Origin of the sequence: Kitasatospora setae KM-6054, assembly GCF_000269985.1 — a bacterium.
GTDB classification, from domain to species: Bacteria; Actinomycetota; Actinomycetes; order Streptomycetales; family Streptomycetaceae; genus Kitasatospora; species Kitasatospora setae.
This window is the reverse complement of record NC_016109.1, coordinates 5472790-5498930: the sequence shown is the minus strand read 5'-3', so window position 1 is coordinate 5498930 and position 26141 is coordinate 5472790. Positions and strand designations below refer to the sequence as shown.

Here is a 26141-nt window from a genome sequence, read left to right as displayed (position 1 = left end):
CCGGACCGGCGACCACCAGGCGCCTCGGGAACCCGCCGCTCCCGGGGCGCCCGGCCCGGCCCGCCCGCCGCCGGACCGCCGGCGGCGCACCGCCCGCCACCGGCGCGCCGCCCGCCGTCAGGCCGCCGCCACCAGCACCCCGGCCGGCTCCAGCGCGAGCCGCAGCACCTCGCGGACGTCCGACACCGGGTGCACGGTCAGCCGCTCCAGCACCTCGGCGGGGACGTCGTCCAGGTCCGCCTCGTTGCGCTTGGGGATGATCACCGTGGTGATCCCGGAGCGGTCCGCGGCCAGCAGCTTCTGCTTCACCCCGCCGATCGGCAGCACCCGGCCGGTCAGCGACACCTCGCCGGTCATCGCCACGTCGGTGCGCACCTTGCGGCCGGAGAGCAGCGAGGCCAGCGCCGTGGTCATGGTGATGCCCGCGCTCGGGCCGTCCTTGGGCACCGCGCCGGCCGGCACGTGCAGGTGGATGCCCCGCTCGCGCAGCCCGGTCACCGGCAGCTCCAGCTCGGCGCCGCGCGAGCGCAGGAAGGAGAGCGCGATGTGCGCCGACTCCTTCATCACGTCGCCCAGCTGGCCGGTCAGGGTCAGCCCGGTGGAGCCGGTCTCGGCGTCCGCCAGCGAGGCCTCGATGTAGAGGACGTCGCCGCCGGCCCCGGTGACCGCCAGGCCGGTCGCCACGCCGGGCACCGCGGTGCGCCGTTCGGCCGGCTCCTGCGCCGACTCCGGCACGTGGTGCGGCCGGCCGAGCAGCGCCCGCAGGTCGTCCGGGCCGATCGCGGCGGGCAGTTCGCGCTCGCCGAGCTCGGTCTGCGCGGCGACCTTGCGCAGGATCCGGGCGATCGAGCGTTCCAGGTTCCGGACGCCCGCCTCCCGGGTGTACTCGGCGGCCAGTCGGCGCAGCGCCGCCTCGTCCACCGTCAGCTCGTCGCCGCCCAGGCCGGCCTTGGCGAGCTGGCGCGGCAGCAGGTGGTCGCGGGCGATGGCGACCTTCTCGTCCTCGGTGTAGCCGTCGAGGCGGACCAGGTCCATCCGGTCCAGCAGCGGCTCGGGGATCGCCTCCAGCACGTTGGCGGTGGCCAGGAAGACGACGTCCGAGAGGTCGAGCTCGACCTCCAGGTAGTGGTCCCGGAAGGTGTGGTTCTGCGCCGGGTCCAGCACCTCCAGCAGGGCCGCCGCCGGGTCGCCCCGGTAGTCCGAGCCGACCTTGTCGATCTCGTCGAGCAGCACCACCGGGTTCATCGTCCCGGCCTCCTTGATCGCCCGGACGATCCGGCCGGGGATCGAGCCGACGTACGTCCGCCGGTGGCCGCGGATCTCCGCCTCGTCCCGCACGCCGCCGAGCGCGACCCGGACGAACGAGCGGCCCATCGCCTTCGCGACGCTCTCGCCGAGCGAGGTCTTGCCCACCCCGGGCGGCCCGACCAGCGCCAGCACGGCCCCGCCGCGGCGGCCGCCGATCTGGCCCAGGCCCTGGTCGGCCCGGCGCTTGCGGACCGCCAGGTACTCGACGATCCGGTCCTTCACGTCGGCCAGGCCGGTGTGGTCCGCGTCCAGCACGGCGCGGGCGGCGGCGATGTCGTACGCGTCCTCGGAGCGCTCGTTCCACGGCAGTTCGAGGACGGTGTCCAGCCAGGTGCGGATCCACGAGCCCTCGGGCGACTGGTCGCTGGCGCGCTCCAGCTTGTCGACCTCCTTGAGCGCCGCCTCGCGCACCTTCTCCGGCAGCGCGGCGGCCTCGACCCGGGCCCGGTAGTCCTCCTCCTCGGTATCGGCCTCGCCGTTCAGCTCGGCCAGCTCCTTGCGCACCGCCTCCAGCTGGCGGCGCAGCAGGAACTCCTTCTGCTGCTTGGCCACGCCCTCCTCGACGTCCTTGCGGATCGAGTCGTTGACCTCCTCCTCCGCGAGGTGCTCGCGCAGCAGGCCCAGCGCGTACTCCAGCCGGGCCGGGCGGTCGGCCTCCAGCAGCACCTTCAGCTTCTGCTCGGCGGTCGCGAACGGCGCGTAGCCGATGTGGTCGGCGAGCTCGCCGACGTCCTCGATCGCGGCCACCCGGTCGACGATCTGCCAGGCGCCGCGGCGGCGCAGCCACTGGGTGGACAGCGCCTTGTACTCCTTGACCAGTTCGAGCGCCCGGCCGGCCACCGGCAGCCCCTGGTCCGACTCCTTGAACGGGGTGGTCTCCACCCACAGCGCGGCCCCCGGCCCGGTCGTCCCGGCGCCGATCCGCACCCGGCGGACGGCGCGGACCAGCGCGGCCGGGTCACCGTCCGCCAGCCGCCCGACCTGCTCGACGGTCGCCAGCGCGCCCACCGCCGCGTACGACCCGTCCAGCCGGGGCACCAGCAGCACCTGCGGCTTGCCCCCCGCGTTCCCGGCCCGGGCCGCCTCCACGGCGGCGCGCACCTCGGGGTTCGAGAGTTCCAGCGGGACCACCATGCCGGGGAGTACCACCTCGTCGTCGAGCGGCAGCACAGGCAGAGTGAGCGGAACGGACGTCGATGCCATGATCTCTCCCCAGTCAGTGAAGTTGAGCTGACCTGACTAAGGTTTGGCGCTCGCCGATTGTTCCCCCGGCCTTGTTCACCCTGAGTGAACAAGACTGACCGGCGCGCGGCGGACGGCGGGCGCGCGCCGGGGACCCCGCACCCCGGCGGGGGCGCGCGGTGCCGCGCGCGTCAGGAGGAACGCGTCAGGAGGAGCGGGGCAGCGGCCGCAGCCCCACCCGCGAGGCGATCCGCGCGCCCAGGCCGCGCCGGGGCCCGCGGCCGCGGAGGACCGGCCAGAGCGCGACGCCCACCGCGAGCGCCGCCGGGTGGCCGACCCCGGTGACCAGGTCCGGGTCGCTGACCACCTGGTGCGCGATCAGGGCGAGTCCGGCGCCCAGCGCGACCTTCCGCCCGGTCGGGCCGAGCAGTCCGGCGAGGGCGCCGAGCGAGGTGAGCACCCCGTACGAGACGCCGATGTCCATCGCGTCGAGCAGGTCGGGCGCGGCGCCGCCGGCCGCGACCGCGGTGATCACGACGCCCTGGGAGAGCAGCGTCGCGGCGACGTGGCCGGCGCCGAAGACGGCGAGGGCACGAAGGCCGCCGATCCGTCGTTCCAAGGGTGCGACGGTGAGGGCGAAGGCCCAGAAGTACGGCATCCAGACCGGCCCGGCGACCCACAGGCCGCTGCCGACCAGGGAGAGCGCGGGGTGGACGAGCAGGTTGTGCGCGTCGGTGGAGGAGAGCGACTGGAGCCGGTGCACGGTCTCCGGGTCGCCGAAGCGGGCGTACAGCGTGGTGCCCAGCAGCAGCGCGAGGTAACCGAGCGCGAACGGGTTGGACCGCGGGGTGGGCACCGCCCGGAGCCCGGGCCGGATCAGTCGCCGCCGCAGTTCCGCGCTGGTCATGCCGCCTCCCTGACGCCTCGTCGTGCCCACGATACGGGGGGTGGGTGAGAGGTGTCTGAGGAACTTCTGTGAAGACCTCGGCCCGGGCACGTGCCGCTCGCACACGTACCGTTACAGCTCGCAAGTGCTGCGGGTAAGGTAGCGGCCCGTGCCCGTCCGATCGGGGACCTGCCAAACCTGGGCCGACCACGGGCGGGGCACACCCACGACGGAACAGCAGACGGAAACAAGACGACTACGAGCGGAGCCCGCCGTCCCCCCGGACGGCCGGCCCGCGAGCCCTGGGGGCGGTGGCGTGACCGTGACAGAGATCCAGCAAGAGACGATCAGCAGTGGACCGGTGGGCACCCAGCGACGGGTGCTCGTCGTGGAGGACGAGCCCACCATCGCGGAGTCGATCGCCGCGCGGCTGGGAGCCGAGGGCTTCAAGGTGGCGGTGGCCCACGACGGGCCGGGCGCGGTGGACGGGTTCCACACCTGGCAGCCCGACCTGGTGGTGCTCGACATCATGCTGCCGGGCTTCGACGGCCTGGAGGTGTGCCGCCGGATCCAGGCCCAGCGCCCGGTGCCGGTGCTGATGCTGACCGCGCGGGACGACGAGACCGACCTGCTGGTGGGCCTGGGCGTCGGCGCGGACGACTACATGACCAAGCCGTTCTCGATGCGCGAGCTGGCGGCCCGGGTGAACGTGCTGCTGCGCCGGGTCGAGCGCGCCCAGCAGGCGGCCCGCACGCCCGCGCTGGGCTCGCTGCGCTTCGGCGAGCTGGAGATCGACCACGTGCAGCGCCGGGTCCGGCTGGGCTCGGGCGACGTGCACCTGACGCCGACCGAGTTCGACCTGCTGGCCTGCCTGGCGGCGCAGCCGCGCGCGGTGCTGACCCGCGAGCAGCTGCTGGCCGAGGTGTGGGACTGGACCGACGCGTCCGGCACCCGCACGGTCGACAGCCACGTGAAGGCACTGCGCCGGAAGATCGGCGCCAGCTGGATCCGCACCGTGCACGGCGTGGGGTACGCGCTGGAGGCCCCGCTGTCCTGACCGGACGCCCCCGCTCCGGGCCCTCCCCGGGGGCCCGGCCCCCCGGCGCGGCCGGGGAGGCCCCACCAGCCGCCGCCGAAGCACCGCCGCCGAAGCACCGCCGCCGGAGCACCACCACCGCCGGGCCCACCGAGGACGAGTCACCGACGACGAGTCGCAGGGACACCATGACCTTTCCGCAGCAACGCAACGGGGAAGCCGAGCCGGCCTCCTCCCCCCGGCCCCGGCCGCCGCTCGCGGTGCGCGCCGCGCACCGGGTGTGGGCGGACATCCGCCCGTTCGACCCGGTGCGCTCGATCAAGGGCAAGCTGGCCCTGCTGGTGGTCGTCTCGGTGGTGCTGGCCACCGGCATGGTGGTGGTGGCGATCCGGTCGGAGACCCAGATCCGGATCATCATGATCTTCTCGCTGATCGCCTCGCTGCTGTTCATGCAGTTCCTGGCGAACGGCCTGACCGCGCCGCTGCGCGACATGACGGCGGCGGCCAGGTCGATGGCGGAGGGCGACTACAGCGCCCGGGTGCACGTCTCCTCGCGGGACGAGATCGGCGAGCTGGCCGACACCTTCAACCGGATGGCCGGCGACCTGGAGGCCGCCGACCGGCACCGCCGGGAGCTGATCGCCAACGTCTCGCACGAGCTGCGCACGCCGATCGCGGCGCTCCGCGGCCTGCTGGAGAACGTGGTGGACGGCGTGGTGAAGCCGGACCCGAAGAACCTGGGCACCGCCCTGGAGCAGACCGAGCGGCTGGGCCGGCTGGTCACCCACCTGCTGGACCTGTCGAAGCTGGACGACGGCGTCGTCCCGCTCGACTCCCGCCCGTTCCTGGTCGGCCCGTTCCTGGACGGGGTGCTGCGCGGGGTGACGGTGGACGGCGCGACGGCCGGCGGCGCGTACGCCCGGCGCGGGGACGTCCGGCTGCGGGTGGAGGTGGAGCCGGCCGGGCTGGCCGCGGTGGCGGACGAGGAGCGGCTGCACCAGGTGGTGGCCAACCTGGTCGACAACGCCTGCAAGCACTCGCCGGCCGGCGGCACCGTGACGGTGCGGGCCCGGGCGGCGGAGGGCGGCGGGCTGCTGCTGGAGGTCGAGGACCAGGGGCCCGGCATCCCGGCGGCGGACCGCGAACGGGTCTTCGAGCGGTTCGGCCGGAGCGGTTCGCCGACCGCGCTCGGACCGGGCAGCGACGGCGGCACCGGCCTGGGGCTGGCGATCGCGCGCTGGGCGGTGGACCTGCACGGCGGCCGGATCCGGGTGGCGGAGGAGGCGGCGGGCTGCCGGATCGAGGTCATCCTTCCGGGTGAGTCGCCGGTGCCGGCCTGAGACTGTGGCGCAATCGGTACAAACCGGGGCCGGGCTGCTCGGGGCCGGTCCCGGGCCGAGGCCGCCAAGTGGTCTATACCACTGCTTCGTCCGATTTTCTTCCGGTATGACCACGATCTGCCGGGCCCTGCTTTCCCCGATTTCCGGCATCCCTAACGCACGGATCAGGCCAAAAACCGGTCCGGCGATGTGATCTGGGCGACGCCTGACCATCGGGGACTGCGCGATCACTGGTCGGAGGCGTAGCCTTAATCCCCGCTGTCCACCATCCCAAAAGGAAGCGGAAGAGGGCGGTTGCCCCGTGTCGCCACACCAAGAAACCCCCAGCTCGGCAAGCTCCACTGGCTTCGGCCCCAATGAGTGGCTCGTCGACGAGATCTACCAGCAGTACCTCCAGGACCCGGCTTCGGTCGATCGCGCCTGGTGGGACTTTTTCGCCGACTACAAGCCCGGTACCGAGGTGACTCCAGTGACCCAGGCCGCGACTCCGGTCGGCGCCCAGCCGACCCCTGTTGCCGCTCCCGCTGCCGCTGCTCCGGCCGCGCCCGCCGCCCCCGCGCCCGTCGCGCCGGCGCCCGCGCAGCCAGTGGCCGCCCCCGCGACGCTCCCGGCCGCTCCGGCCGCCCCCGCCGCGCCGCCCGCGCCGAAGGCCGCGGCTCCGGCCGCCGCCGCGCCCGCGAAGGCCGCCGGGGGTCCCGAGGTGATCCAGCTGCGTGGTCCGGCGAAGGCGGTGGCGTCGAACATGGACGCGTCGTTGGAGGTCCCGACGGCGACGTCGGTGCGCGCGGTCCCGGCGAAGCTGTTGATCGACAACCGGATCGTGATCAACAACCACCTGCAGCGCGCCCGTGGCGGCAAGGTGTCCTTCACCCACCTGATCGGCTACGCGCTGGTCCAGGCCGTGAAGGCCAACCCGGGCATGAACCACTCCTACAAGGTGGAGGACGGCAAGTCCTACCTGGTCAAGCCCGAGCACGTGAACCTGGGCCTGGCCATCGACCTGGTCAAGCCCAACGGCGACCGGCAGCTGGTCGTCGCGGCGATCAAGAAGGCCGACACCCTCGACTTCTTCGGGTTCTGGCAGGCGTACGAGGACATCGTGCGCCGGGCCCGCGCCAACAAGCTGACGATGGACGACTTCACCGGCGTGACGGTCTCGCTGACCAACCCCGGCGGCATCGGCACCGTCCACTCGGTGCCGCGCCTGATGCAGAACCAGGGCACCATCGTCGGCGTCGGCGCGATGGAGTACCCCGCCGAGTTCCAGGGCTCCTCCCCGGAGACCCTGGCCCGCCTGGGCATCTCCAAGATCATGACGCTGACCTCGACCTACGACCACCGCGTCATCCAGGGCGCGGCGTCGGGTGAGTTCCTGCGTTCGATCCACCAGCTGCTGCTGGGCGCGAACAACTTCTACGACGAGGTGTTCGAGTCCCTGCGGATCCCCTACGAGCCGGTGCGCTGGGCCACGGACGTGGCCACCACGCACGACGACGAGGTCAACAAGACCGCGCGGGTGATCGAGCTGATCCACTCCTACCGGGTCCGCGGCCACCTGATGGCCGACACCGACCCGCTGGAGTACATGCAGCGCAAGCACCCCGACCTGGACGTCACCACCCACGGCCTGACGCTGTGGGACCTGGAGCGGGAGTTCGCGGTCGGCGGTTTCGGCGGCCAGAAGATGATGAAGCTCCGCGACATCCTGGGCCTGCTGCGCAACACCTACTGCCGCACGGTGGGCATCGAGTACATGCACATCCAGGACCCCGCGCAGCGCCGCTGGCTGCAGGAGCGGTTGGAGAAGCCGTACACGAAGCCGGAGCGCGAGGAGCAGTTGCGGATCCTGCGCCGGTTGAACTCGGCGGAGGCGTTCGAGACGTTCCTGCAGACGAAGTACGTCGGGCAGAAGCGGTTCTCGCTGGAGGGCGGCGAGTCGTTGATCCCGCTGTTGGACGCGACGATCGACGCGGCGGCCGAGCACCGCCTGGACGAGGCCGTGATCGGGATGGCGCACCGCGGGCGGCTGAACGTGCTGGCGAACATCGTGGGCAAGCCGTTCGGGAAGATCTTCGGGGAGTTCGAGGGGAACCTGGACCCGAAGTCGATGCACGGTTCGGGTGACGTGAAGTACCACCTGGGCTCGGAGGGCACGTTCACCGGCCTGGACGGCGAGACGATCAAGGTGTCGCTGGCGGCGAACCCGTCGCACCTGGAGACGGTGGACCCCGTGGTGGAGGGCATCGCGCGGGCCAAGCAGGACATCCTGGACTTCGGGGGCACCACGTTCCCGGTCCTGCCGATCCAGATCCACGGGGACGCGGCGTTCGCCGGGCAGGGCGTGGTCGCCGAGACGCTGAACATGTCGCAGCTGCGCGGCTACCGCACCGGCGGCACCGTGCACGTGGTCGTCAACAACCAGGTCGGCTTCACCGCCGCCCCCGCCTCCTCGCGTTCGTCGATGTACTGCACGGACGTGGCGCGGATGATCGAGGCGCCGATCTTCCACGTCAACGGCGACGACCCCGAGGCCGTCGTGCGCGTGGCCCGGCTGGCCTTCGAGTTCCGCCAGCAGTTCCACAAGGACGTCGTCATCGACCTGATCTGCTACCGCCGCCGCGGGCACAACGAGGCCGACAACCCGTCCTTCACCCAGCCGTTGATGTACGACCTGATCGACAAGAAGCGCTCGGTGCGCAAGCTCTACACCGAGGCGCTGATCGGCCGCGGCGACATCACCATGGAAGAGGCCGAACAGGCCCTGCAGGACTTCCAGGGCCAGCTGGAGAAGGTCTTCGCCGAGGTCCGCGAGGCCGTCGCCGCCCCCGCTCCCGCCGAGCCGGGCCGGCCGGTCGCCGACTTCCCCGTCTCCCTGCAGACCGGCATCTCCGCCGAGACCGTCAAGCGGATCGCCGCCTCCCAGGTCAACCTCCCCGACTGGCTCACCGTCCACCCCCGCCTGCTCCCGCAGCTGCAGCGACGCGCCGCCTCCATCGAGGACGACACCATCGACTGGGCCACCGGCGAGGCCCTGGCCATCGGCTCCCTCCTCATGGAGGGCCACCCCGTGCGCCTGGCCGGCCAGGACTCCCGCCGCGGCACCTTCGGCCAGCGCCACGCCGTCCTCATCGACCGCAACACCGGCGAGGACTACACCCCGCTGATGTACCTCACCGAGGACCAGGCCCGCTTCACCGTCTACGACTCCCTCCTGTCGGAGTACGCGGCGATGGGCTTCGAGTACGGCTACTCGCTGACCCGCCCCAACGCCCTGGTCATGTGGGAGGCCCAGTTCGGCGACTTCGTCAACGGCGCCCAGACCATGGTCGACGAGTACATCGCCTCCGCCGAGCAGAAGTGGGGCCAGCACTCCGGCGTCACCCTGCTCCTGCCGCACGGCATGGAGGGCCAGGGCCCCGACCACTCCTCCGCCCGCCCCGAGCGCTTCCTGGCCCTGTGCGCGCAGGACAACATGACCGTCGCCATGCCCACCCTGCCCTCCAACTACTTCCACCTGCTGCGCTGGCAGGCCCACAACCCGCACCACAAGCCGCTGATCGTCTTCACCCCGAAGTCGATGCTCCGCCTCAAGGCCGCCGCCTCCGCCGCCTCCGAGTTCCTCACCGGCGCCTTCCGCCCCGTCATCGGCGACCGCACCGTCGACCCCGCCAAGGTCCGCAAGGTCGTCATCACCTCCGGCAAGTTCTACTACGACCTGGAAGCCGCCCGCACCGACCGCGGCGTCACCGACACCGCCATCGTCCGCGTCGAGCGCCTCTACCCCCTCCCGGTCGCCGAACTCCAGGAAGAACTCGCCCGCTACGGCGACGACGTCCAGTTCGTCTGGGCCCAGGAAGAACCCGCCAACCAAGGCGCCTGGCCCTTCATCGCGATGAACCTCGTCGACCACCTCCAGGTCGTCATCGGCCCCACCGGCGGCAACGCCCGCCTGCGCCGCGTCGCCCGCCCCGCCTCCTCCGCCCCCGCCGTCGGCTCCGCCAAGCGCCACACCGCCGAACAGCAGGCACTCATCGAAGAGGTCTTCACCCTCTGACCCCCGGAGCCTCCTCGGTACTCCGCCGCCCCCGTCCCCGGTCCTCCGGGGGCGGGGGCGGTTCCGTTCCCGGACCGTGACGCTTCGGGAGTCACCGCGGGCTGCACGGCTTCTGACGTCTCGATAGGTTATGGTTCGCCGTTTCCGCCGCCGTCCGACGCCGGAGGGCGGCCGTCTTTCGACACGTTCGACCAAGGGGGACCCTCAGCATGGCTGCCGACACTCCGCAGCACTCCGCACCGCTTCCGCCGGTCTTCCAACCGCTGCTGCCGGACGACCCCCGCGAGGTCGGCGGCTACCGGCTGTTCGCCCGCCTCGGGGCGGGCGGCATGGGCCGGGTCTACCTGTCGTACACGCCGGGCGGGCGCCCGGTGGCGCTCAAGGTGGTGCGGCCGGAGTTCGCCGAGGACGGGGAGTTCCGCCGCCGCTTCGCCCAGGAGGTGAGCAGCGCCCAGCGGATCCACGGGCTCTACACGGCCCAGGTGATCGACTCCGGCGGCCTGGAGTCGGGCTCGCCCTGGCTGGTCACCTCGTACGTGCCGGGCCCGTCGCTGCAGCAGGTGGTGCGCGAGCACGGGGCGCTCCCGGTGCGGACGGTGCTGCTGCTGCTGGGCGGCATCGCGGAGGCGCTGCAGGCGATCCACAGCGTGCGGGTGGTGCACCGGGACCTCAAGCCGGCCAACGTGCTGGTCGCCTCGGACGGGCCGCGGGTGATCGACTTCGGGATCGCCCGGGCGGCCGACGCGACGGCGCTGACCGGCACCGGCTACCGGATCGGATCGCCCGCGTTCATGTCGCCGGAGCAGGCCCAGGGCAAGGCGATCACCCCGGCCACCGACGTGTTCGCGCTGGGCGCGCTGGCCGCGTACGTGGCGGGCGGGGCGCCGCCGTTCGGCGACGGGCCGGACACCGCGGTGCTGTACCGGGTGGTGCACGAGGAGCCGGACCTGAGCACGGTGCCGGCACCGCTGCGCGAACTGGTCGGGCGCTGCCTGGCCAAGGACCCGGCCGAGCGGCCGACGCCCGCCGAGATCATCCTGACCGCCCAGGAGCACCCGGAGGTCGGCGGGCAGCTGCGGTTCGGCGAGGACTGGCTGCCGGGGCAGGTCAACACCGAGATCACCCGGCGCTCCGACCTGCCGAGGACCCCGCCGACCCCGCTGCCGGCCGCACCCCCGACCGCGCCGCCCCTCGCCGCGCCGGCCGTCGCCGCGCCGCCGACCGCTCCCCCGGCGGTGCCGCCGGCCGTTCCGGCCGCACCGCTGTCCGCTCCCCCGGTCGCGCCGCAGGTCACCCATCAGGTCACCCACCCGGTCGCGCCGCCGAGCGCCCCGCCGGTGCAGCCGCCGTCCGGCGCGTTCGGGCCGCTCACCCCGGTCTCGGAGGCGGTCACCGGCCCGGTGGCCCCGGCCGACCCGACGCTGCGGCTGACCGAGCAGCACACGCCGCCGCCCGCACCCGCCGCCGTCCCGCTCGCCGCCGAACCGGCCCCGGCGCCCGCGCCCGCGCCGGCCGGGAAGACGGCGAAGGCGGAGAAGGCGGAGCGGCGCGGCGGGGTGTCCTGGAAGACCCTGCTGGTGGTCGCGCTGGTGACGCTGCTGGCGGGCACCACCGGCGGCCTGGTGCTGATGAAGCAGCTGAGCAAGGACGACAAGGCGAACACCGCGGGCGGCTCGTCCGCGTCGCAGAGCCCGGTGTCCTCGCCGAACGCCGTGAACGCGGGCACCGGCACCGGCACCGGCAGCCAGGACCAGGCGGTGTCCACGCCGTCCGCGGGCACCCAGCCGAAGCCGTCCGGTTCCGCGTCCGGGTCGGCGTCGGCCTCGCCGTCGCCGTCCGCCCGCAAGAGCGGGTCGGCCGCCGGGTTCACCGCGGTCTACACCGACCGCGAACTGTCGGTGCCGAACCGGAGCTACGGCTTCGACCTGCTGAACGGCAAGGTCAACACGGCCTCCGGGATGAGCAACGACGGAGTGGTGCTGCGTCCCGGCTACAGCGGCCTGGAGGTGGACAGCGGCTACGACCAGTACGTCGGCAAGGGCGACTCGCTGACCCCGCAGGAGTGCTCGGACGCCATCGACAAGAACCCGAGCGCCGGGTTCACGTACGGCGACCTCTCGCCCGGGCGGCTGATCTGCGTGCGCAACCGGCAGAACTGGAGCGTCGGCGTGATGAAGGTGCTCAACGCGAACACCGACGGCGCGGTGTCGCTCTCGCTCAGCTACTACCGGTACAACGGCTGATCGCGGCCGCCGTATCCTGAGGAACCAGTAACCCCGCACCCCGCACACCCCGGAGCGAACCACCGTGTACTTCACCGACCGCGGCATCGAGGAGCTGGAGAGCCGGCGAGGCCAGGAGGAGGTCACCTTCGAGTGGCTGGCCGAGCGCCTGCGGGAGTTCGTGGACCTGAACCCGGACTTCGAGGTGCCGGTGGAGCGGCTGGCCACCTGGCTGGCCCGGCTGGACGACGAGGACGACGAGTGACCGGCTGACGCACCGTCAGCAGTGCGGCCCGGAAGGCGAGTTCGCCTTCCGGGCCGTTCGCGTCTCCGGGTTCCCCCGACCGGTTCTCGGGGTGGCGCCTCGGGGTGGGCTCCGGGTCGGGATCGGGGTCGGGGCTCCTTGACTTCCGCGCCACGCGATATATCGTGAATAGCAGAAGACGCGATACATCGCGTATGGGAGGACGGGGAGCCGGAAATGACCCAGTGGACGGTAGACAGCAGCGAGCGGATCGCCTTCGACGAGGCCGTGCACACCCTGCACGTGCGCGTGGTCGACGGCGCGGTGAACGTGGTCCCCACCGAGGGGCCGGCCCAGCTGGAGGTGTCCCGGCTGGAGGGCGAGCCGCTCCAGGTCACCCTGGTCGACGGCGTGCTCACGGTGACCTACAAGGACCTCAGCTGGGGCGAGTTCGGCGAGGCCGTGAAGTCCGTGCAGACGGTCAAGTCCTTCTTCTCCGGCCTGCGCCGCAAGCGCAGCGCCGACCTGACGGTGGCGGTGCCCGCCGCCGCCGTGGTCCGGGTCGGCACCGTCTCGGCGGACGCCACGATCTCCGGCATCGCCGGCGAGGTCGGCGTGCACGGCGCCAGCGGCGCCACCACGCTGGCCGGCCTGAGCGGCCAGGTCAGCGCCAACACCGTCTCGGGCGACGTCGACGCCGAGGGCCTGTCCGGCGAGCTGAAGGTCAACACGGTGTCCGGCGCGGTCACCCTGGTGGCCGGTTCGGCGACCCGGATCCGGGCCCACTCGGTCTCCGGCGCCGTCACCCTGGACCTGGACGCCGCCACCCCCACCGACATCGCCGTCAACAGCGTCTCCGGCGCGGTCGGCGTCCGGCTGCCCGCCCTGGCGGACGCCAAGGTCGAGGCCGGCACCACCAGCGGTACGCTCTCCAGCGCCTTCGCCGAGCTCAGCGTCGGCGGCGGCTGGGGCTCCAAGAAGCTCTCCGGCCAGCTCGGCACCGGCCGCGGCCGCCTCTCGGTGACCACCGTGACCGGCGCGGTCACCGTCCAGCGCCGCCCGGAGCCCGAAGAGGACCCGCGGCCGAAGGAGCTGTCCGCGGCCCCGCTCGACCTGACCAAGGAGTCCTGATGACACCGGTGTTCGGCCACGGCCGACTCCGCCTCTACCTGCTGAAGCTGCTCGACGAGAGCCCCCGGCACGGCTACGAGGTGATCCGCCTGCTGGAGGAGCGCTTCCACGGCCTGTACGCGCCCTCCGCGGGCACCGTCTACCCCCGGCTCGCCAAGCTGGAGGCGGAGGGCCTGGTCAGCCACGCCACCGAGGGCGGCCGCAAGGTCTACCGGCTGACCGACGCCGGCCGGGGCGAACTCGCCTCCCGCTCGGCCGAGTTGACCGACCTGGAGGCGGAGATCCACGACTCCGTCGGCCAGCTGGCCGGCGCCATCCGGCAGGACGTCCGGGACAACGCCAAGGACCTGCGGGCCGAGCTGTGGAGCCAGGCCGCCCCCGAGCCGTCCGGCGGCGGGGCGCCCTGGCGGGACCAGGAGTCCTGGCAGCGGGCCAAGGAGGAGTTCGCCCGGCTGAAGGCCGAGACGAAGGAACAGGCCCGGCGCGCCAAGGAGCAGGAGAAGGCCGCCCGGCAGCAGGCCAAGGCCGCCGAGGCGGAGGCCCGGAAGCTGCGCGAGCAGTCCAAGGCCGCCCGCACCGCCGCCCAGCAGGAGGCGCTGCGGCTCAAGCGCCGGATCGAGGAGCAGGTCAGGGCCGCGCACGCGGCGGGCGGCGACTGGTCCACCGGGCTGGCCGAGGGTCTGGCCGAACTCACCCGCGGCCTGGGCTCGTTGGCGGACGCGGCGCGCTGGGGCACGGCCGAGCCGGCCGAGCCGTCCGAGGAGCCGCCGGTCCGGATCGACCTCGACAAGGACGGCGCCGCACCGGCCGAGCCCGCCGCCGAGCTGCCCGACTGGGCCCGCACCGACCCGGCCGGCGACCCGGCCCGCGAGCTGGAGCGCCTGCTCGACCGCTTCCGCGACCACGTCCGGGACACCGCCCGCGACCGGGGCGTGGACGCCGCCCGGCTGGCCCGCGCCGAGCAGGCCCTGGCGGCCGCGGCGAGCGCGCTGTTCCCGCGCTGAGCCGGCGGCGGAGCCGACCAGGACACGGAGCGCCCCCCGAGGACGGGTCGGGGGGCGCTCCGCCTTTTCCGGGCGCTGCCGGGCCCCGGCGCGCGCCTCAGGGCGTGAGCACCAGCTTGCCGAACACGTCCCCGCGCTCCAGCCGGGCGAACGCCTCCCGGGCCCCGGCCAGCGGCAGCACCGAGTCGATCACCGGCCGCACCCCGGAGTTGGCGCACAGCGCCAGCAGCCCGGCCAGCTCCTCCTTGGTCCCCATGGTCGAGCCGACCACCTTCAGCTCCAGGAAGAAGATCCGGTTCAGCTCGGCGGCCTTCGGGTTGGGCCCGCTGGTCGCCCCGGAGATCACCAGGGTGCCGCCGGGCCGCAGCGACTTCACCGAGTGCGACCAGGTCGCGGCGCCGACCGTCTCCATCACCGCGTCCACCCGCTCGGGCAGCCGGGCCCCGCTCTCGTAGGCCGCGTCGGCGCCCAGCTCGACCGCGCGGGCCCGCTTCGCCTCGTCCCGGCCGGTGACCCAGACCCGCAGCCCGGCGGCCTTGGCCAGCACCACCAGCGCGGTCGACACCCCGCCGCCGGCGCCCTGCACCAGCACGGTGTCGCCGGGCTTGACGCCCGCGTTGGTGAACAGCATCCGGTAGGCGGTCAGCCAGGCGGTGGGCAGGCAGGCGGCCTGCTCGAAGCTGAGCTCGGCGGGCTTGGGCAGCAGGTTCCAGGTCGGTACGGCGACCCGCTGGGCGAAGGTGCCCTGGTAGCGCTCGGTCAGGATGGAGCGCGGCTCGCGCGGGCCGACGCCGTGGCCGCTCTGGCCGATCACCGAGTGGATCACCACCTCGTTGCCGTCCTCGTCCACGCCGGCGGCGTCGCAGCCGAGCACCATCGGCAGCCGCTCGGCGGGCAGGCCGACCCCGCGCAGCGACCACAGGTCGTGGTGGTTGAGCGTGGCGGCCTTCACCGTGACCACGCTCCAGCCGGGCCGGGCCTCCGGTTCGGGCAGCTCGCCCAGGTCCAGTGCGCTCAACGGGTCGTCGGGGCTGATGCGGGCGGCGTAGGCAGCGAACATGCCCGGACCATAGCCGGGCCGCGGGCCCGCTGTTAACCGCGACTCACTGTGAAGGTGCCCATATTGCTTTCCGCGCACCGGTGTTGTGGCCGGGCCACCCGCCCCCGGAACGGCGCGGGCCCGCCCCGGGAACGGCTGCGCTGCCGTCCCGTGGCGGGCCCCACGGCCGTGCTCCCGCGGGTCAGGCCCGCGCGACGCCCTCCGCCCGGGCGGCCTCGGCGACCGCGCGGGTGACGGCGGGGGCGACCCGCTCGTCGAACGGCGACGGGATGACCTTCTGCGGGGTCAGCTCGTCGGCGACCACGCCGGCCAGCGCCTTCGCCGCGGCGAGCTTCATGCCCTCGGTGATCCGGCCGGCCCGGACGGACAGCGCGCCGGCGAAGATGCCCGGGAAGGCCAGCACGTTGTTGATCTGGTTCGGGAAGTCGGAGCGCCCGGTGGCGACCACCGCCGCGTAGCGGTGGGCGACCTCGGGGTGGATCTCCGGGGTGGGGTTGGCCATCGCGAAGACGAAGCAGCCGGGCGCCATGGTGGCGACGACCTCCTCCGGGACGGTGCCGCCGGAGACGCCGATGAAGACGTCCGCGCCGTTCAGCGCCTCGGCCAGGCTGCCGCGCAGGCCGGCCCGGTTGGTGAGCGCCGCGATCTCCGCCTTGACGTCGGTGAGGTCCTCGCGGTCCTGGTGGACCACGCCGCGGCGGTCGCAGACCGCGACGTCGCCGATGCCGGCGGCGAGCAGCATCTTGGCGATCGCGATGCCGGCCGCGCCCGCGCCGGAGATGACCGCGCGCAGGTCGCCGACCTGGCGGCCGGTCACCTTGGCGGCGTTCCACAGCGCGGCGGTGGTGACGATCGCGGTGCCGTGCTGGTCGTCGTGGAAGACCGGGATGGAGAGCCGCTCCTGGAGCCGCTTCTCGATCTCGAAGCAGCGCGGGGCGGAGATGTCCTCCAGGTTGACGCCGCCGAAGGACGGGGCGAGCCGGACCACGGTCTCGACGATCTCGTCGACGCCGGTGCAGGCGAGCGCGATCGGCACCGCGTCGACGCCGCCGAACTGCTTGAACAGGATGGCCTTGCCCTCCATCACGGGCAGCGAGGCCTCCGGGCCGATGTCGCCGAGGCCGAGCACGGCGGTGCCGTCGGTGACCACGGCGACGGTGTTGGACTTCCAGGTGTAGTCGTCGACCAGCTCGGGCCGCTCGGCGATGGCGGTGCAGACCCGGGCCACGCCCGGGGTGTAGGCGAGCGACAGGTCGTCCGCGTCGCGGACCGGCACGGTCGCCCGGATCTCCATCTTGCCGCCGCGGTGCAGCGCGAAGACGGCGTCGACCGGATCGGCGGTGCTCTGGGTGTCGGTGATGATCTCCGCTGCCACAATGACCTCTTCGTCATGTATCGGCGAAGGCGCGCGTCCGACGGACTTCGACCCTGGCGCGCGGCAATGCGCGAGTACGGGCACGCCGGCTGTGGCGTACCCGTGTCCGGGTCGGGGCGCTGCCGTCGGGCGGCGCCCTCGGGTGAGGGTTTAGGTGTTCTGCGCTTGTTCGTCCGGACGTCGGCACCGCACCTGTGCCGGGTCCTTCTTGTCCGCGTGACCCCTGATGAGCGAGGGGTCCGCAGGGCACTCGCAAGAGTGAACGCAGACACGGAGGGGAAACCGGCGCTTCCGATACGGAGCCGGTGAGGGCTTCCGTTCGTCCGCGCCCCCGGCCCTGTGGCGAACCGGCGGTCTGAGTTCTGCGTCGGGGGTCACCCGATACCAGATTCTGACACACCCGCGACCCGATCCATCAGGGTGGGATGGCAGTATCCGGTGTTCGACCACCGTTGTCCGGACGTTCCCGCGCACGTCGGGCCGCGTCCTGCCCCGTCGCACCAGGTCGCGCACACCAGCGCGCGCGACGGGGGCCCGCCCCCCTCTCCCACAGGAGGACCCAAGATGTCGACGGCCACTCCCCCCGCCAGATCCCGCGCCCCGCACCGGACCGCCGCCCTGACCGCCGCCGCGGTGACCGGCGCGCTGCTGCTGACGGGGTGCTCCGCCACCTCCTCGTCGTCCGGCGGCGGTGGCGGCGACGCCGGTTCGGCGTCCGACCTGCACGCCCTGCTGCCCGCCCAGATACGTTCGGCGGGGGTGCTGCGGATCGGCGCGGACCTGACGTACGCGCCGATCGGCTTCAAGGCGGAGGGCGGCGCCCCGGACGGCCTGGACGTGGACCTGGCCAACGCGCTGGGCGGCCTGCTCGGCGTGAAGGTGCAGTTCAGCGACGTGCCGTTCGACCGGCTGCGGCTGGGGCTGCAGGCCCACGAGTACGACCTGGTGATGTCCGGGATGACCGACAACCCGCAGCGCCGGGACGGCACCGACGACCAGGCCCGCAAGGTCAACGACGGCCTGGACTTCGTCGACTACTTCGTCACCGGCACCTCGATCGTGGTCGCCAAGGGCAACCCGCAGAAGATCGCCAAGTTGGACGACCTGTGCGGGAAGACCGTCGCCCTGCAGCGCGACACCGTCCAGGCCGTGCTGGTGGAACGGCAGGTCGGGGCCTGTCAGAAGACCGGCCGGAAGCTGACCGTGACCGAGACCGAGACCGACGACCAGGCGCTGGCGCTGGTCGCCCAGGGCAAGGCGGCGGCGGACCTGAACGACACCCCGGTGGCGCAGCACGCGGTGAAGAACGGGCGGGCCGGCGGGCAGTTCCAGGTGGTCGGCCCGGAGTTGCAGGTCGCGCCGTACGGGATCGCGTTCGCCAAGGAGGACAGCGCGCTGCGGGACGCGATGGTGAAGGCGCTGGACCAGCTGATCCGCAGCGGGGAGTACGACAAGGTGCTGGCCAAGTGGGGGCTGGGCGGCGGCGCGGTGCAGAGCGCGGTGGTGAACGGCAGCTTCTGACGGGCCGTCGGACCGAGGGGCGGTCACCCGGTGCATGGCTATGCATCGGGTGACATGATCAGGGAAAAGTTCCGCATAGCGGACATCGGGCAGTCCTGTTATCCGATTTTGATCTGCCGCGCGCTCCGATTTCTCACCCACAGTGGCAGGATTCCCCACACATCGGAACCACCTGTCACCTCGGCGGAGGGTGGCGAGCACCGACCACGCTGTACCGCGCCGCTCCACCCGCGGCGCGGCACCCCGTCCGATCCCCACGGAGGAGATCCCCCCATGCCCGCTCCCCGCACTCCGCGCACCCCGCGCGCCTCCCGCCCGCTCGCCGCGGCCGTCGCCCTGGCCGCCGGCTCGCTGCTGCTCACCGCCTGCGGGAGCTCGGTCGGCTCGACCACCACCACCTCGGGCGCCGCCCCGATCCCCACCCAGGCGATCGCCCCCGTCCCGGCCGACCCGGCGCTGGCCGGCCTCGTCCCGGCCGACCTGAAGTCCGCCGGCAAGCTGGTGATCGGCTCCGACACCTCGTACGCGCCCAACGAGTTCAAGGACGAGAAGGGCAAGATCGTCGGCATGGACGTCGACCTCGGCGCCGCCATCGCCCAGAAGCTGGGCCTGACCGCCGAGTTCCAGAGCGCCGGGTTCACCGACATCATCCCCGGCATCCAGTCGAACAAGTACCAGCTCGGCATGAGCTCCTTCACCGTGACCAAGGCCCGCCAGGAGCAGGTCGACATGGTCAGCTACTTCTCGGCCGGCACCTCCGCCGCCGTGAAGAAGGGCAACCCGGACAAGATCGCGCTGGACGACCTGTGCGGCAAGAAGGTCGCCGTCCAGGACGGCACCACCCAGGCCGACGAGGTCAAGGACACCCGCAACCCGGCCTGCGCCAAGGCCGGCAAGCCCGCCATCCCGAACGACGGCGACCGCTTCGCGCTGCAGACCGACGTCGCCCAGGCCCTGGTCTCCGGCCGCGACCAGGTCATGCTGGCCGACTCCCCGGTCGTCGACTACGCCCTCAAGCAGACCGGCGGCCAGCTGGAGAAGATCGGCGAGACCTACGACTCCGCGCCCTACGGCGTGATCCTGGCCAAGGGCTCGCCGCTCAGCCCGGCCGTCCAGGGCGCGATCAAGTCGCTGATGGCGGACGGCACCTACAAGACCATCCTCGACAAGTGGGGCGTGGCCGCCGGCGCCGTCACCACCTCCGAGATCAACGCCGCCCAGAGCTGACGCCCCGTCACCCGACCCCCCGACGAGGTAATCACGTGAAAACGACCGACCAGGGGTCGGCGGACCGGGGACGGCCCGAAGCCATCAAGGCCGTCCCCGTCCGCCACCCCGGCCGCTGGGCCTCCGTCGCCGTCATCGCGGTGCTCGCCGCGATGCTGCTGCACGTCCTGTTCACCAACGAGGCGCTCGACTGGGCCTTCGTCGGCGCCGTGCTGCGCGACCCGACCGTCATCCACGGCATCTGGTCCACCCTGGAACTGACCGCGCTGGCCATGCTGATGGGCGTGGTCGGCGGCGTGCTGCTCGCCGTCATGCGGCTCTCCCGCAACCCGGTGCTCTCCGGGACCGCCTGGCTGTACATCTGGATCTTCCGCGGCACCCCGGTGCTGGTCCAACTGGTGTTCTGGAACAACATCGGCGTGCTGTGGAAGCAGATCTCGCTCGGCGTCCCGTTCGGCCCGGCCTTCTGGTCCCAGGAGTCCAACACCCTGGTGCCGGTGTTCACCGCCGCCCTGCTCGGCCTCGGCCTCAACGAGGCCGCCTACATGGCGGAGATCGTCCGGGCCGGCATCCAGTCGGTGGACGAGGGCCAGGCCGAGGCCGCGCACGCGCTCGGCATGAGCCGGGCCACCGCGCTGCGCCGGATCGTGCTGCCGCAGGCGATGCGGGTGATCATCCCGCCGACCGGCAACGAGACCATCTCGATGCTGAAGACCACCTCGCTGGTGCAGGTGATCGCCCTGGTCGAACTGTTCACCGCCGGGCACGACATCGCCACCCGCACCTACAAGCCGATCCCCGCGATGATCGCGGTGTCGATCTACTACCTGCTGCTGACCTCGATCCTCACCGTCGGCCAGTACTACCTGGAGCGCCACTTCGCCCGCGGCGCCAACCGGACACTGCCGCCCACCCCGCTGCAACGGGCCCGCGCGCTCTTCACCGGCCGCGCACCCGCCGCGCGGACGGCCGCCGGGTCGCCGCCCTCGAAGACCGACGGTGGGGCACCGGACGGCGGGACAGCGGACGGCGGGGGCCCGAACGGCGGGACCCCGGACGGAGGGAAGGACGCATGACCGAGCTGACCGACCTGTCCAAGCCGCAGGCCGCCCCCGACCACCCGATGGTCCGGGCCGAGGGCGTGCACAAGTCCTACGGCCAGGTCGAGGTGCTCAAGGGCATCGACCTGGAGGTGCGGCCGAGCGAGGTGTTCTGCCTGGTCGGACCGTCCGGCTCCGGCAAGTCCACCTTCCTGCGCTGCATCAACCACCTGGAGAAGATCAACGCCGGCCGGCTGTACGTCGACGGCGAACTGGTCGGCTACCGGCAGAAGGGCGACCGGCTCTACGAGCTGAAGGACCGCGAGGTCGCCCTCAAGCGCCAGGACATCGGCATGGTGTTCCAGCGCTTCAACCTGTTCCCGCACATGACCGCGCTGGAGAACATCGTCGAGGCCCCGCTGCGGGTCAAGAAGGAGAACCGGGCCGAGGCCCGGGAACGGGCGACGGCCCTGCTGGAACGGGTCGGCCTGGCCGACAAGGCCGGCAGCTACCCCTCCCAGCTCTCCGGCGGCCAGCAGCAGCGCGTCGCCATCGCCCGGGCACTGGCCATGCGGCCCAAGCTGATGCTGTTCGACGAGCCCACCTCGGCGCTCGACCCCGAACTCGTCGGCGAGGTGCTCGACGTGATGCGCGGCCTCGCCGAGGACGGCATGACGATGATCGTGGTCACCCACGAGATGGGCTTCGCCCGCGAGGTCGGCGACGCGCTGGTCTTCATGGACGGCGGCGTGGTCGTCGAGTCCGGCCACCCGCGCGAGGTGCTGGGCGACCCGAAGCACGAGCGCACCCGCGCGTTCCTCTCCAAGGTGCTCTGACCCGCCCGCACGCCCGCCCGCACACCCACCGCACGCCCGCCGTGCTCCCGGTACGCCCCCGGTGCCCGCCCCGCGCCCCCGCGCACGGCGGGCACCGGCACGTCCGGCCGCACCTGTAATACCCTGGAGTCATTCGACCCGTTACACCCCGGCCGGAAGGACTCCCGTGGAGCTCGCCTCGTACGCCGACTTCGCCGTCCGGCTGGTCAACAGCGAGGAACCCGACCGCGGCACCGACGACCTCACCTCGGTCGACGCCGTCCGCGCCCTCTTCGGCGGCCCCTCCCGGGCCGCCGCCCTCGCCGACGAGGCCGACCTGCCCCGGCTGCGCACCGTCCGGACCAGGCTGCGCGGGGTCTTCGAGGCCGCCGCCGAGGGCGAGGACGTCCGGGCCGTCGACCTGCTCAACAGCCTGATGGTCGAGTACCCCGTCAGCCCGCTGGTCTCCGGCCACGACGACCTGGACGACACCGGCCGCCCCAACTGGCACCTGCACCTCGCCGACAACTCCCCCACCGCGGCCGCCAACTACGCCGCCGTCGCCTGCATGGGCCTGGCCATCCACCTCACCGGCCTCGGCGTCGACCGCCTCGGCATCTGCCAGGCCGCCCCCTGCCGCAACGCCTACCTCGACACCTCCACCAACCGCTCCCGCCGCTACTGCTCCGACCGCTGCGCCACCCGCGCCAACGTCGCCGCGTACCGGGCCCGCAAGCGCCAGGAGGCACAGCGCGCGCTGGCGACTCAGGGGGTGTGACCCCTCATCGGTGTCACGGCATCGATGTCGCGGCATCCGTGTCGCAGCATCGATGTCGCGTCATGAGTTGCCGCGTCATCGATGACACGTGATCGATGACGCATCACAAGATGTCAGGTCACTGGTTGGCACGTCATCGATGACGTGCCACTGGTTGTCGCGTCATGAATTGCCGCATCACCGATGTCGCGTCACCAGGTGCCGCGTCACAAGGTGTCGTCGAACGGAACACTGACGCCGAAGCGCTCGGCCACCCACCGCGCCCGCCCCCGCAGCAGGCGCTCCAGCAGGCGCTCCAGCCGCCGCCCCGGGGCCAGCCAGGACGGCCGGGGGGCGAGTCGCAGCAGCACCCGGCCGAGCACCAACTCGTCCGGCACCGGGCCGTATTCGCGGCTGTCGGTGCGCACCAGCGGGTTGTCGGAGAGCATCCACCAGCCGCCCGGCCGGCGCTCCGCCGCGCGCTTGACCACCAGCAGGTCCTGCCGCAGCGGGTGCCGGAACAGCGCGATCGCCCCCGGTCGCAGCGGGGCGCCGTAGCGCACGAGCACCCGGTCGCCGTCCGAGAGCAGTCGGCGCATCGACGGGCCGGCGATGTCGGCGATGCCGAACGCTGTCCCATATCGCACGATTCGAACTCCTTCTTTTGCCCTAGGCCACCGGGGCGACGGCGATTTCGACCCGACGTGAGGGTAATGTCGGGCGCGGGAAGACGATCTAAGGAAGGACCCCCATGTTCTCTCGTCTGTTTGCTCCGCGAGTCACCGCCCAGGCCCACTGCGACCTGCCCTGCGGCGTGTACGACCCGGCCCAGGCCCGCATCGAGGCCGAGTCCGTGAAGGCGACTCAGGAGAAGTACCAGGCCAACGAGGACGCCGAGTTCCGTGCTCGCGCCATCGTCATCAAGGAGGAGCGCGCCGAGCTGGTCAAGCACCACCTCTCGGTGCTGCACACCGACTACTTCAAGGCCCCGCACTTCGAGGCCTACCCGGGCCTGCACGACCTGTTCAACCGTGCCGGCAAGGCCGCCTCGGCCGCCAAGGCGTCCACCGACCCGGCCACCGGCCAGGCCCTGCTGGACCTGATCGCCGAGATCGACGCGATCTTCTGGGAGACCAAGAAGGCCTGACGCGCCACCAGTTCACACCGGACACCCGGTCGCCAGCCCAGCTGGCGGCCGGGTGTCCCGCGTTTCCGGCCCCGACCGGCCACGCCCCCACCCGCCCCCACCCACCCCCGGCAGGATCCCGCCGTTCCCCCATGAAGCGAATGGTGCTATTTTCATTAGCACCATGCTGCTGAGACTGGACACCAAGGACACCCGGCCGCTGCACGAGCAGGTCGCCGCCGCCGTCCGCCGTGCCGTCGCCGAGGGCGAGTGCCGCCCGGGCGACCGGCTGCCCTCGGCGAAGGAGCTCGCCGAGGCGCTCGACGTCAACGTGAACACCGTGCTGCGCGGGCTGCGCGACCTGCGGGACGACGGGTTGCTGGAGTTCCGCCGGGGGCGCGGCGTGACCGTCGCGGACGGCGCGGAGCGGCGCTCGGGGCTGCTGGAGCAGGCCCGCGCGCTGGTCGCGGAGGCGGCGCGGAGCGGGTACAGCAGGGCCGAACTCATCGAGATGATCAAGGAGATACCGTGACCGGGCGGGAGACCACGAGCACGAAGCGCAGCGGCCTGCCGTGGCCGGCGCTCTGGGTGGCGGGGACGGCGGTGCTGACCGCCGCGCTGCCGCTGACCGTCGCGGACCGGCTGCCGGACCCGGTGGCCACCCACTGGGGCGGCGCCGGCGGCGCGAACGGCTCGATGCCGTTCTGGGCCGCCTGCCTGGTGCCGGCGCTGATCTGGGCGGTGCTGGGGCTGCGCCGGGCCGATCCGCTGTTGCGGGTGTGGAGCCTGGCGGGGCTGCTGGCGGGCGGGGTGCTGTTCCTCGGCCTGCAGACGGCCGCCGTCCGCGCCAACCTGGACCAGGCCGACTGGCACGAAGCCGAGTTGCCGCTCGGCTGGCTGCTGGGCGTCTTGGCCGCGGCGGCGCTGACCGCCGCGGCGGTGCGGCTGCTGGCCGGGCGCGGCCTGTCGGCGGCCGCCGCCGCCCCGGTGCCGGCCGGGCCGGTGCTGGAGCTGGCCGAGAGCGAGCGCGCGGTGTGGTTCTCGTGGGCGGTGAGCCCGTCGCTGCGCGGCATCGCGCTGGTGAGCGGCTCGGTGGCGGTGGTGGCGCTGGTGGGCTCGGCGACCGGCCTGTTCGGGGCGTCGTGGGGCTGGCCGCTGTTCGCGACGTTCGCGGTGGCCGGCCTGGCGACCGCCTGCTGCTCGTCGGTGCGGGCCCGGGTGTCGGCGGAGGGCCTGGAGGTGGCGCTGGGCCCGTTCGGCCTGCCGACCCGCCGTTGGGCGCTGGACGCGCTGGAGTCGGCCCGGGTCGAGCAGCGCAGCGCGGCCCAGGTCGGCGGCTGGGGCTACCGGCTGAACGGCCTCGGTACCACGGTGATGCTGCGCTCCGGCGAGTGCCTGGTGGTGCGGCTGCGGGGCAACGGCCACGACTTCGCGGTGAGCGTCGGCGACGCCGCCCGCGGCGCGGCCCTGCTGAACGCGCTGCTCGCCCGCCGCCCCGCCTGACCAGCCGGCCCGCCTCACCCGAGCTCGCGCAAGGACCCACAGAAAACCCGCGAAAGGACCCGCGCGCCCCCAACTCCCTTCCCGCCCGGGGCACACCGTCCGGAGACCGTTTCCGGCGGTGCTGCCCCGGGCATAAAGCCCATTCCGGATGAAGGGGTGAGATGAGTACGCTCGACCGTATGATCCGCACCGCGACTCCCGACGACGTCCCCTTCATCCACGCCATGATCCGCGAACTGGCCGACTACGAGCGCGCACTGTCCGACGCGAAGGCCACCGAGGAGCAGTTGCGCGACGCGCTGTTCGGCGAGCACCCGGCGGTGTTCGGCCTGATCGCCGAGGAGGAGTCCGGCGAGCGGGTCGGTTTCGCGCTCTGGTTCCGGAACTTCTCGACCTGGCGCGGCACCCACGGCATCTACCTGGAGGACCTGTACGTCCGCCCGGAGAAGCGCGGCGGCGGTCACGGCAAGGCGCTGCTGACCGAGTTGGCCCGGATCTGCGTGGAGCGCGGCTACCAGCGCCTGGAGTGGTCGGTGCTGGACTGGAACGAGCCGTCGATCGGCTTCTACAAGTCGCTCGGCGCGGTGCCGATGGACGAGTGGACGGTCTTCCGGTTGACCGACGGCGCGCTCGCCGAGCTCGGTTCCGGGCCGCGCTGAGCAGGCCCCTGTTCGAACGGTGATCCCTCGTTCCCGTGACGGTGGTGCGAGATCACGACAGACCGACCCCGGGCGCGGTAACGTCTCGGGGCACAAGGCAGTTGAACCGAGCCAGTAGTGGTGTTGGCAGCTCCCCGGCCGCAAGCACCGTGCGCCACCCAGGAGGTGAGGGTGTCCCAGATCGACGGCGAGCCCGGAGTGAAGGACTTCGTTGAGGTCCGGCTGCCCGCGGCGGGCGCCTATCTCTCGGTGCTGCGGACGGCGACGGCCGGTCTCGCGGCACGGCTCGACTTCACCCTGGACGAGATCGAGGATCTCCGGATCGCGGTGGACGAGGCGTGCGCGATCCTGCTCCAACAGGCGGTGCCGGGCTCGATCCTGAGCTGCGAGTTCCGCCTGGTGGGCGACGCGCTGCGGGTGACCGTGTCGGCTCCGACCACCGACGGCCGGGCCCCGGAGCGGGACACCTTCGCCTGGACGGTGCTCTCCGCGCTGGCCGGCGAGGTCGACTCGGTGGTCGCTCCGGACAACACGGTCTCCATCAGCCTGCACAAGAAGCGCGGCGGGTCGCCGGGCCAGCCGTAGCCAGTGACGTGTTCTCGGAACGGAACGGGTGATCGCCGTGAGTGATCTGGACCGCACAGTTGCCGT

The 26141-nt window shown here is 72.7% G+C and carries 22 protein-coding genes; 17 read left to right on the top strand and 5 right to left on the bottom strand.

The annotated features are described in order from the left end of the window. Positions 1 to 117: 117 nt before the first annotated feature. Complete coding sequence (gene lon, locus KSE_RS24505) at positions 118 to 2511, bottom strand: endopeptidase La (protein WP_014138044.1); 2394 nt, start codon at positions 2509 to 2511, stop codon at positions 118 to 120. Between the two features lie 184 nt (positions 2512 to 2695). Then, positions 2696 to 3397 (bottom strand): rhomboid-like protein, encoded by a 702-nt coding sequence (locus tag KSE_RS24500; protein ID WP_051055370.1) that lies wholly within the window; start codon positions 3395 to 3397, stop codon positions 2696 to 2698. Positions 3398 to 3698: 301 nt separating this feature from the next. Between KSE_RS24500 and KSE_RS24495 the strand changes: the two genes are divergently transcribed. The 7 genes from KSE_RS24495 to KSE_RS24465 all read left to right on the top strand — a co-directional run bounded on the left by KSE_RS24495 (position 3699) and on the right by KSE_RS24465 (position 14407). Then, positions 3699 to 4433: a response regulator transcription factor gene (locus KSE_RS24495; RefSeq protein ID WP_014138042.1), complete on the top strand. Its 735-nt coding sequence runs from the start codon at positions 3699 to 3701 to the stop codon at positions 4431 to 4433. 167 nt (positions 4434 to 4600) lie between these two features. Continuing rightward, on the top strand, positions 4601 to 5752 hold the full coding sequence (locus KSE_RS24490) for a HAMP domain-containing sensor histidine kinase (protein WP_014138041.1): 1152 nt from the start codon (positions 4601 to 4603) through the stop codon (positions 5750 to 5752). 301 nt (positions 5753 to 6053) lie between these two features. Then, complete coding sequence (locus KSE_RS24485) at positions 6054 to 9806, top strand: multifunctional oxoglutarate decarboxylase/oxoglutarate dehydrogenase thiamine pyrophosphate-binding subunit/dihydrolipoyllysine-residue succinyltransferase subunit (protein ID WP_014138040.1); 3753 nt, start codon at positions 6054 to 6056, stop codon at positions 9804 to 9806. A gap of 209 nt (positions 9807 to 10015) precedes the next feature. Further along, positions 10016 to 12049: a serine/threonine-protein kinase gene (locus KSE_RS43650; protein WP_014138039.1), complete on the top strand. Its 2034-nt coding sequence runs from the start codon at positions 10016 to 10018 to the stop codon at positions 12047 to 12049. Between the two features lie 64 nt (positions 12050 to 12113). Further along, positions 12114 to 12293 (top strand): DUF6104 family protein, encoded by a 180-nt coding sequence (locus tag KSE_RS24475; protein ID WP_014138038.1) that lies wholly within the window; start codon positions 12114 to 12116, stop codon positions 12291 to 12293. Positions 12294 to 12509: 216 nt separating this feature from the next. Beyond that, positions 12510 to 13403 (top strand): DUF4097 family beta strand repeat-containing protein, encoded by an 894-nt coding sequence (locus KSE_RS24470; RefSeq protein ID WP_014138037.1) that lies wholly within the window; start codon positions 12510 to 12512, stop codon positions 13401 to 13403. Then, a complete protein-coding gene (locus tag KSE_RS24465) occupies positions 13403 to 14407 on the top strand; it encodes a PadR family transcriptional regulator (protein ID WP_014138036.1) in 1005 nt (334 codons plus the stop codon). Before KSE_RS24470 ends, KSE_RS24465 begins: the two co-directional genes overlap by 1 nt. A gap of 97 nt (positions 14408 to 14504) precedes the next feature. On the opposite strand, the gene KSE_RS24460 is transcribed toward KSE_RS24465, so the two are convergent. Then, a complete protein-coding gene (locus KSE_RS24460; RefSeq protein WP_014138035.1) occupies positions 14505 to 15467 on the bottom strand; it encodes a zinc-binding dehydrogenase in 963 nt (320 codons plus the stop codon). Between the two features lie 181 nt (positions 15468 to 15648). Next, a complete protein-coding gene (locus KSE_RS24455; RefSeq protein WP_014138034.1) occupies positions 15649 to 16842 on the bottom strand; it encodes an NAD(P)-dependent malic enzyme in 1194 nt (397 codons plus the stop codon). 564 nt (positions 16843 to 17406) lie between these two features. Between KSE_RS24455 and KSE_RS24450 the strand changes: the two genes are divergently transcribed. From KSE_RS24450 to KSE_RS24430, 5 genes are all read left to right on the top strand, one after another. Further along, positions 17407 to 18363: an ABC transporter substrate-binding protein gene (locus KSE_RS24450; RefSeq protein ID WP_014138033.1), complete on the top strand. Its 957-nt coding sequence runs from the start codon at positions 17407 to 17409 to the stop codon at positions 18361 to 18363. A gap of 273 nt (positions 18364 to 18636) precedes the next feature. Further along, positions 18637 to 19590, top strand: a complete 954-nt coding sequence (locus tag KSE_RS24445; RefSeq protein ID WP_014138032.1) for an ABC transporter substrate-binding protein — start codon at positions 18637 to 18639, stop codon at positions 19588 to 19590. Positions 19591 to 19625: 35 nt separating this feature from the next. Next, positions 19626 to 20666, top strand: coding sequence for an amino acid ABC transporter permease (locus KSE_RS24440; protein WP_014138031.1), 1041 nt, complete (start codon positions 19626 to 19628; stop codon positions 20664 to 20666). A gap of 47 nt (positions 20667 to 20713) precedes the next feature. Further along, the gene (locus KSE_RS24435) at positions 20714 to 21466 is read left to right on the top strand and encodes an amino acid ABC transporter ATP-binding protein (RefSeq protein WP_033260289.1); all 753 of its coding nucleotides are present in this window, start codon (positions 20714 to 20716) and stop codon (positions 21464 to 21466) included. 166 nt (positions 21467 to 21632) lie between these two features. Then, a complete protein-coding gene (locus tag KSE_RS24430) occupies positions 21633 to 22223 on the top strand; it encodes a CGNR zinc finger domain-containing protein (protein ID WP_014138029.1) in 591 nt (196 codons plus the stop codon). Between the two features lie 206 nt (positions 22224 to 22429). Here the strand turns inward: KSE_RS24430 and sodX are convergent, their stop codons facing one another. Next, a complete protein-coding gene (sodX, locus tag KSE_RS24425; protein ID WP_014138028.1) occupies positions 22430 to 22849 on the bottom strand; it encodes a nickel-type superoxide dismutase maturation protease in 420 nt (139 codons plus the stop codon). 104 nt (positions 22850 to 22953) lie between these two features. Between sodX and sodN the strand changes: the two genes are divergently transcribed. From sodN to KSE_RS24400, 5 genes are all read left to right on the top strand, one after another. Beyond that, complete coding sequence (gene sodN, locus KSE_RS24420) at positions 22954 to 23349, top strand: superoxide dismutase, Ni (protein WP_014138027.1); 396 nt, start codon at positions 22954 to 22956, stop codon at positions 23347 to 23349. Between the two features lie 163 nt (positions 23350 to 23512). Continuing rightward, on the top strand, positions 23513 to 23860 hold the full coding sequence (locus KSE_RS24415) for a GntR family transcriptional regulator (protein WP_014138026.1): 348 nt from the start codon (positions 23513 to 23515) through the stop codon (positions 23858 to 23860). Then, a complete protein-coding gene (locus KSE_RS24410; RefSeq protein WP_014138025.1) occupies positions 23857 to 24831 on the top strand; it encodes a DUF1648 domain-containing protein in 975 nt (324 codons plus the stop codon). The genes KSE_RS24415 and KSE_RS24410 overlap by 4 nt, the downstream gene beginning before the upstream one ends. 179 nt (positions 24832 to 25010) lie before the next feature. Further along, positions 25011 to 25490 carry a GNAT family N-acetyltransferase gene (locus KSE_RS24405; RefSeq protein WP_014138024.1) on the top strand — a complete coding sequence of 160 codons (480 nt, stop codon included), beginning with the start codon at positions 25011 to 25013 and terminating at the stop codon, positions 25488 to 25490. A gap of 171 nt (positions 25491 to 25661) precedes the next feature. Further along, a complete protein-coding gene (locus KSE_RS24400; protein WP_014138023.1) occupies positions 25662 to 26075 on the top strand; it encodes an ATP-binding protein in 414 nt (137 codons plus the stop codon). The last annotated feature ends 66 nt before the right edge of the window (positions 26076 to 26141 follow it).

What these genes read in the sequence shown, in the direction of transcription:
- KSE_RS24435 (WP_033260289.1), top strand. Translation starts at nt 20,714, where the DNA reads ATGGTCCGGGCCGAGGGCGTGCACAAGTCCTACGGCCAGGTCGAGGTG.
- KSE_RS24405 (WP_014138024.1), top strand. Translation starts at nt 25,011, where the DNA reads ATGATCCGCACCGCGACTCCCGACGACGTCCCCTTCATCCACGCCATG.
- KSE_RS24500 (WP_051055370.1), bottom strand. Translation starts at nt 3,397, where the DNA reads ATGACCAGCGCGGAACTGCGGCGGCGACTGATCCGGCCCGGGCTCCGG.
- sodN (WP_014138027.1), top strand. Translation starts at nt 22,954, where the DNA reads ATGTTCTCTCGTCTGTTTGCTCCGCGAGTCACCGCCCAGGCCCACTGC.
- lon (WP_014138044.1), bottom strand. Translation starts at nt 2,511, where the DNA reads ATGGCATCGACGTCCGTTCCGCTCACTCTGCCTGTGCTGCCGCTCGAC.
- KSE_RS43650 (WP_014138039.1), top strand. Translation starts at nt 10,016, where the DNA reads ATGGCTGCCGACACTCCGCAGCACTCCGCACCGCTTCCGCCGGTCTTC.
- KSE_RS24450 (WP_014138033.1), top strand. Translation starts at nt 17,407, where the DNA reads ATGTCGACGGCCACTCCCCCCGCCAGATCCCGCGCCCCGCACCGGACC.
- KSE_RS24470 (WP_014138037.1), top strand. Translation starts at nt 12,510, where the DNA reads ATGACCCAGTGGACGGTAGACAGCAGCGAGCGGATCGCCTTCGACGAG.
- KSE_RS24490 (WP_014138041.1), top strand. Translation starts at nt 4,601, where the DNA reads ATGACCTTTCCGCAGCAACGCAACGGGGAAGCCGAGCCGGCCTCCTCC.
- KSE_RS24460 (WP_014138035.1), bottom strand. Translation starts at nt 15,467, where the DNA reads ATGTTCGCTGCCTACGCCGCCCGCATCAGCCCCGACGACCCGTTGAGC.
- KSE_RS24445 (WP_014138032.1), top strand. Translation starts at nt 18,637, where the DNA reads ATGCCCGCTCCCCGCACTCCGCGCACCCCGCGCGCCTCCCGCCCGCTC.
- KSE_RS24415 (WP_014138026.1), top strand. Translation starts at nt 23,513, where the DNA reads ATGCTGCTGAGACTGGACACCAAGGACACCCGGCCGCTGCACGAGCAG.
- KSE_RS24465 (WP_014138036.1), top strand. Translation starts at nt 13,403, where the DNA reads ATGACACCGGTGTTCGGCCACGGCCGACTCCGCCTCTACCTGCTGAAG.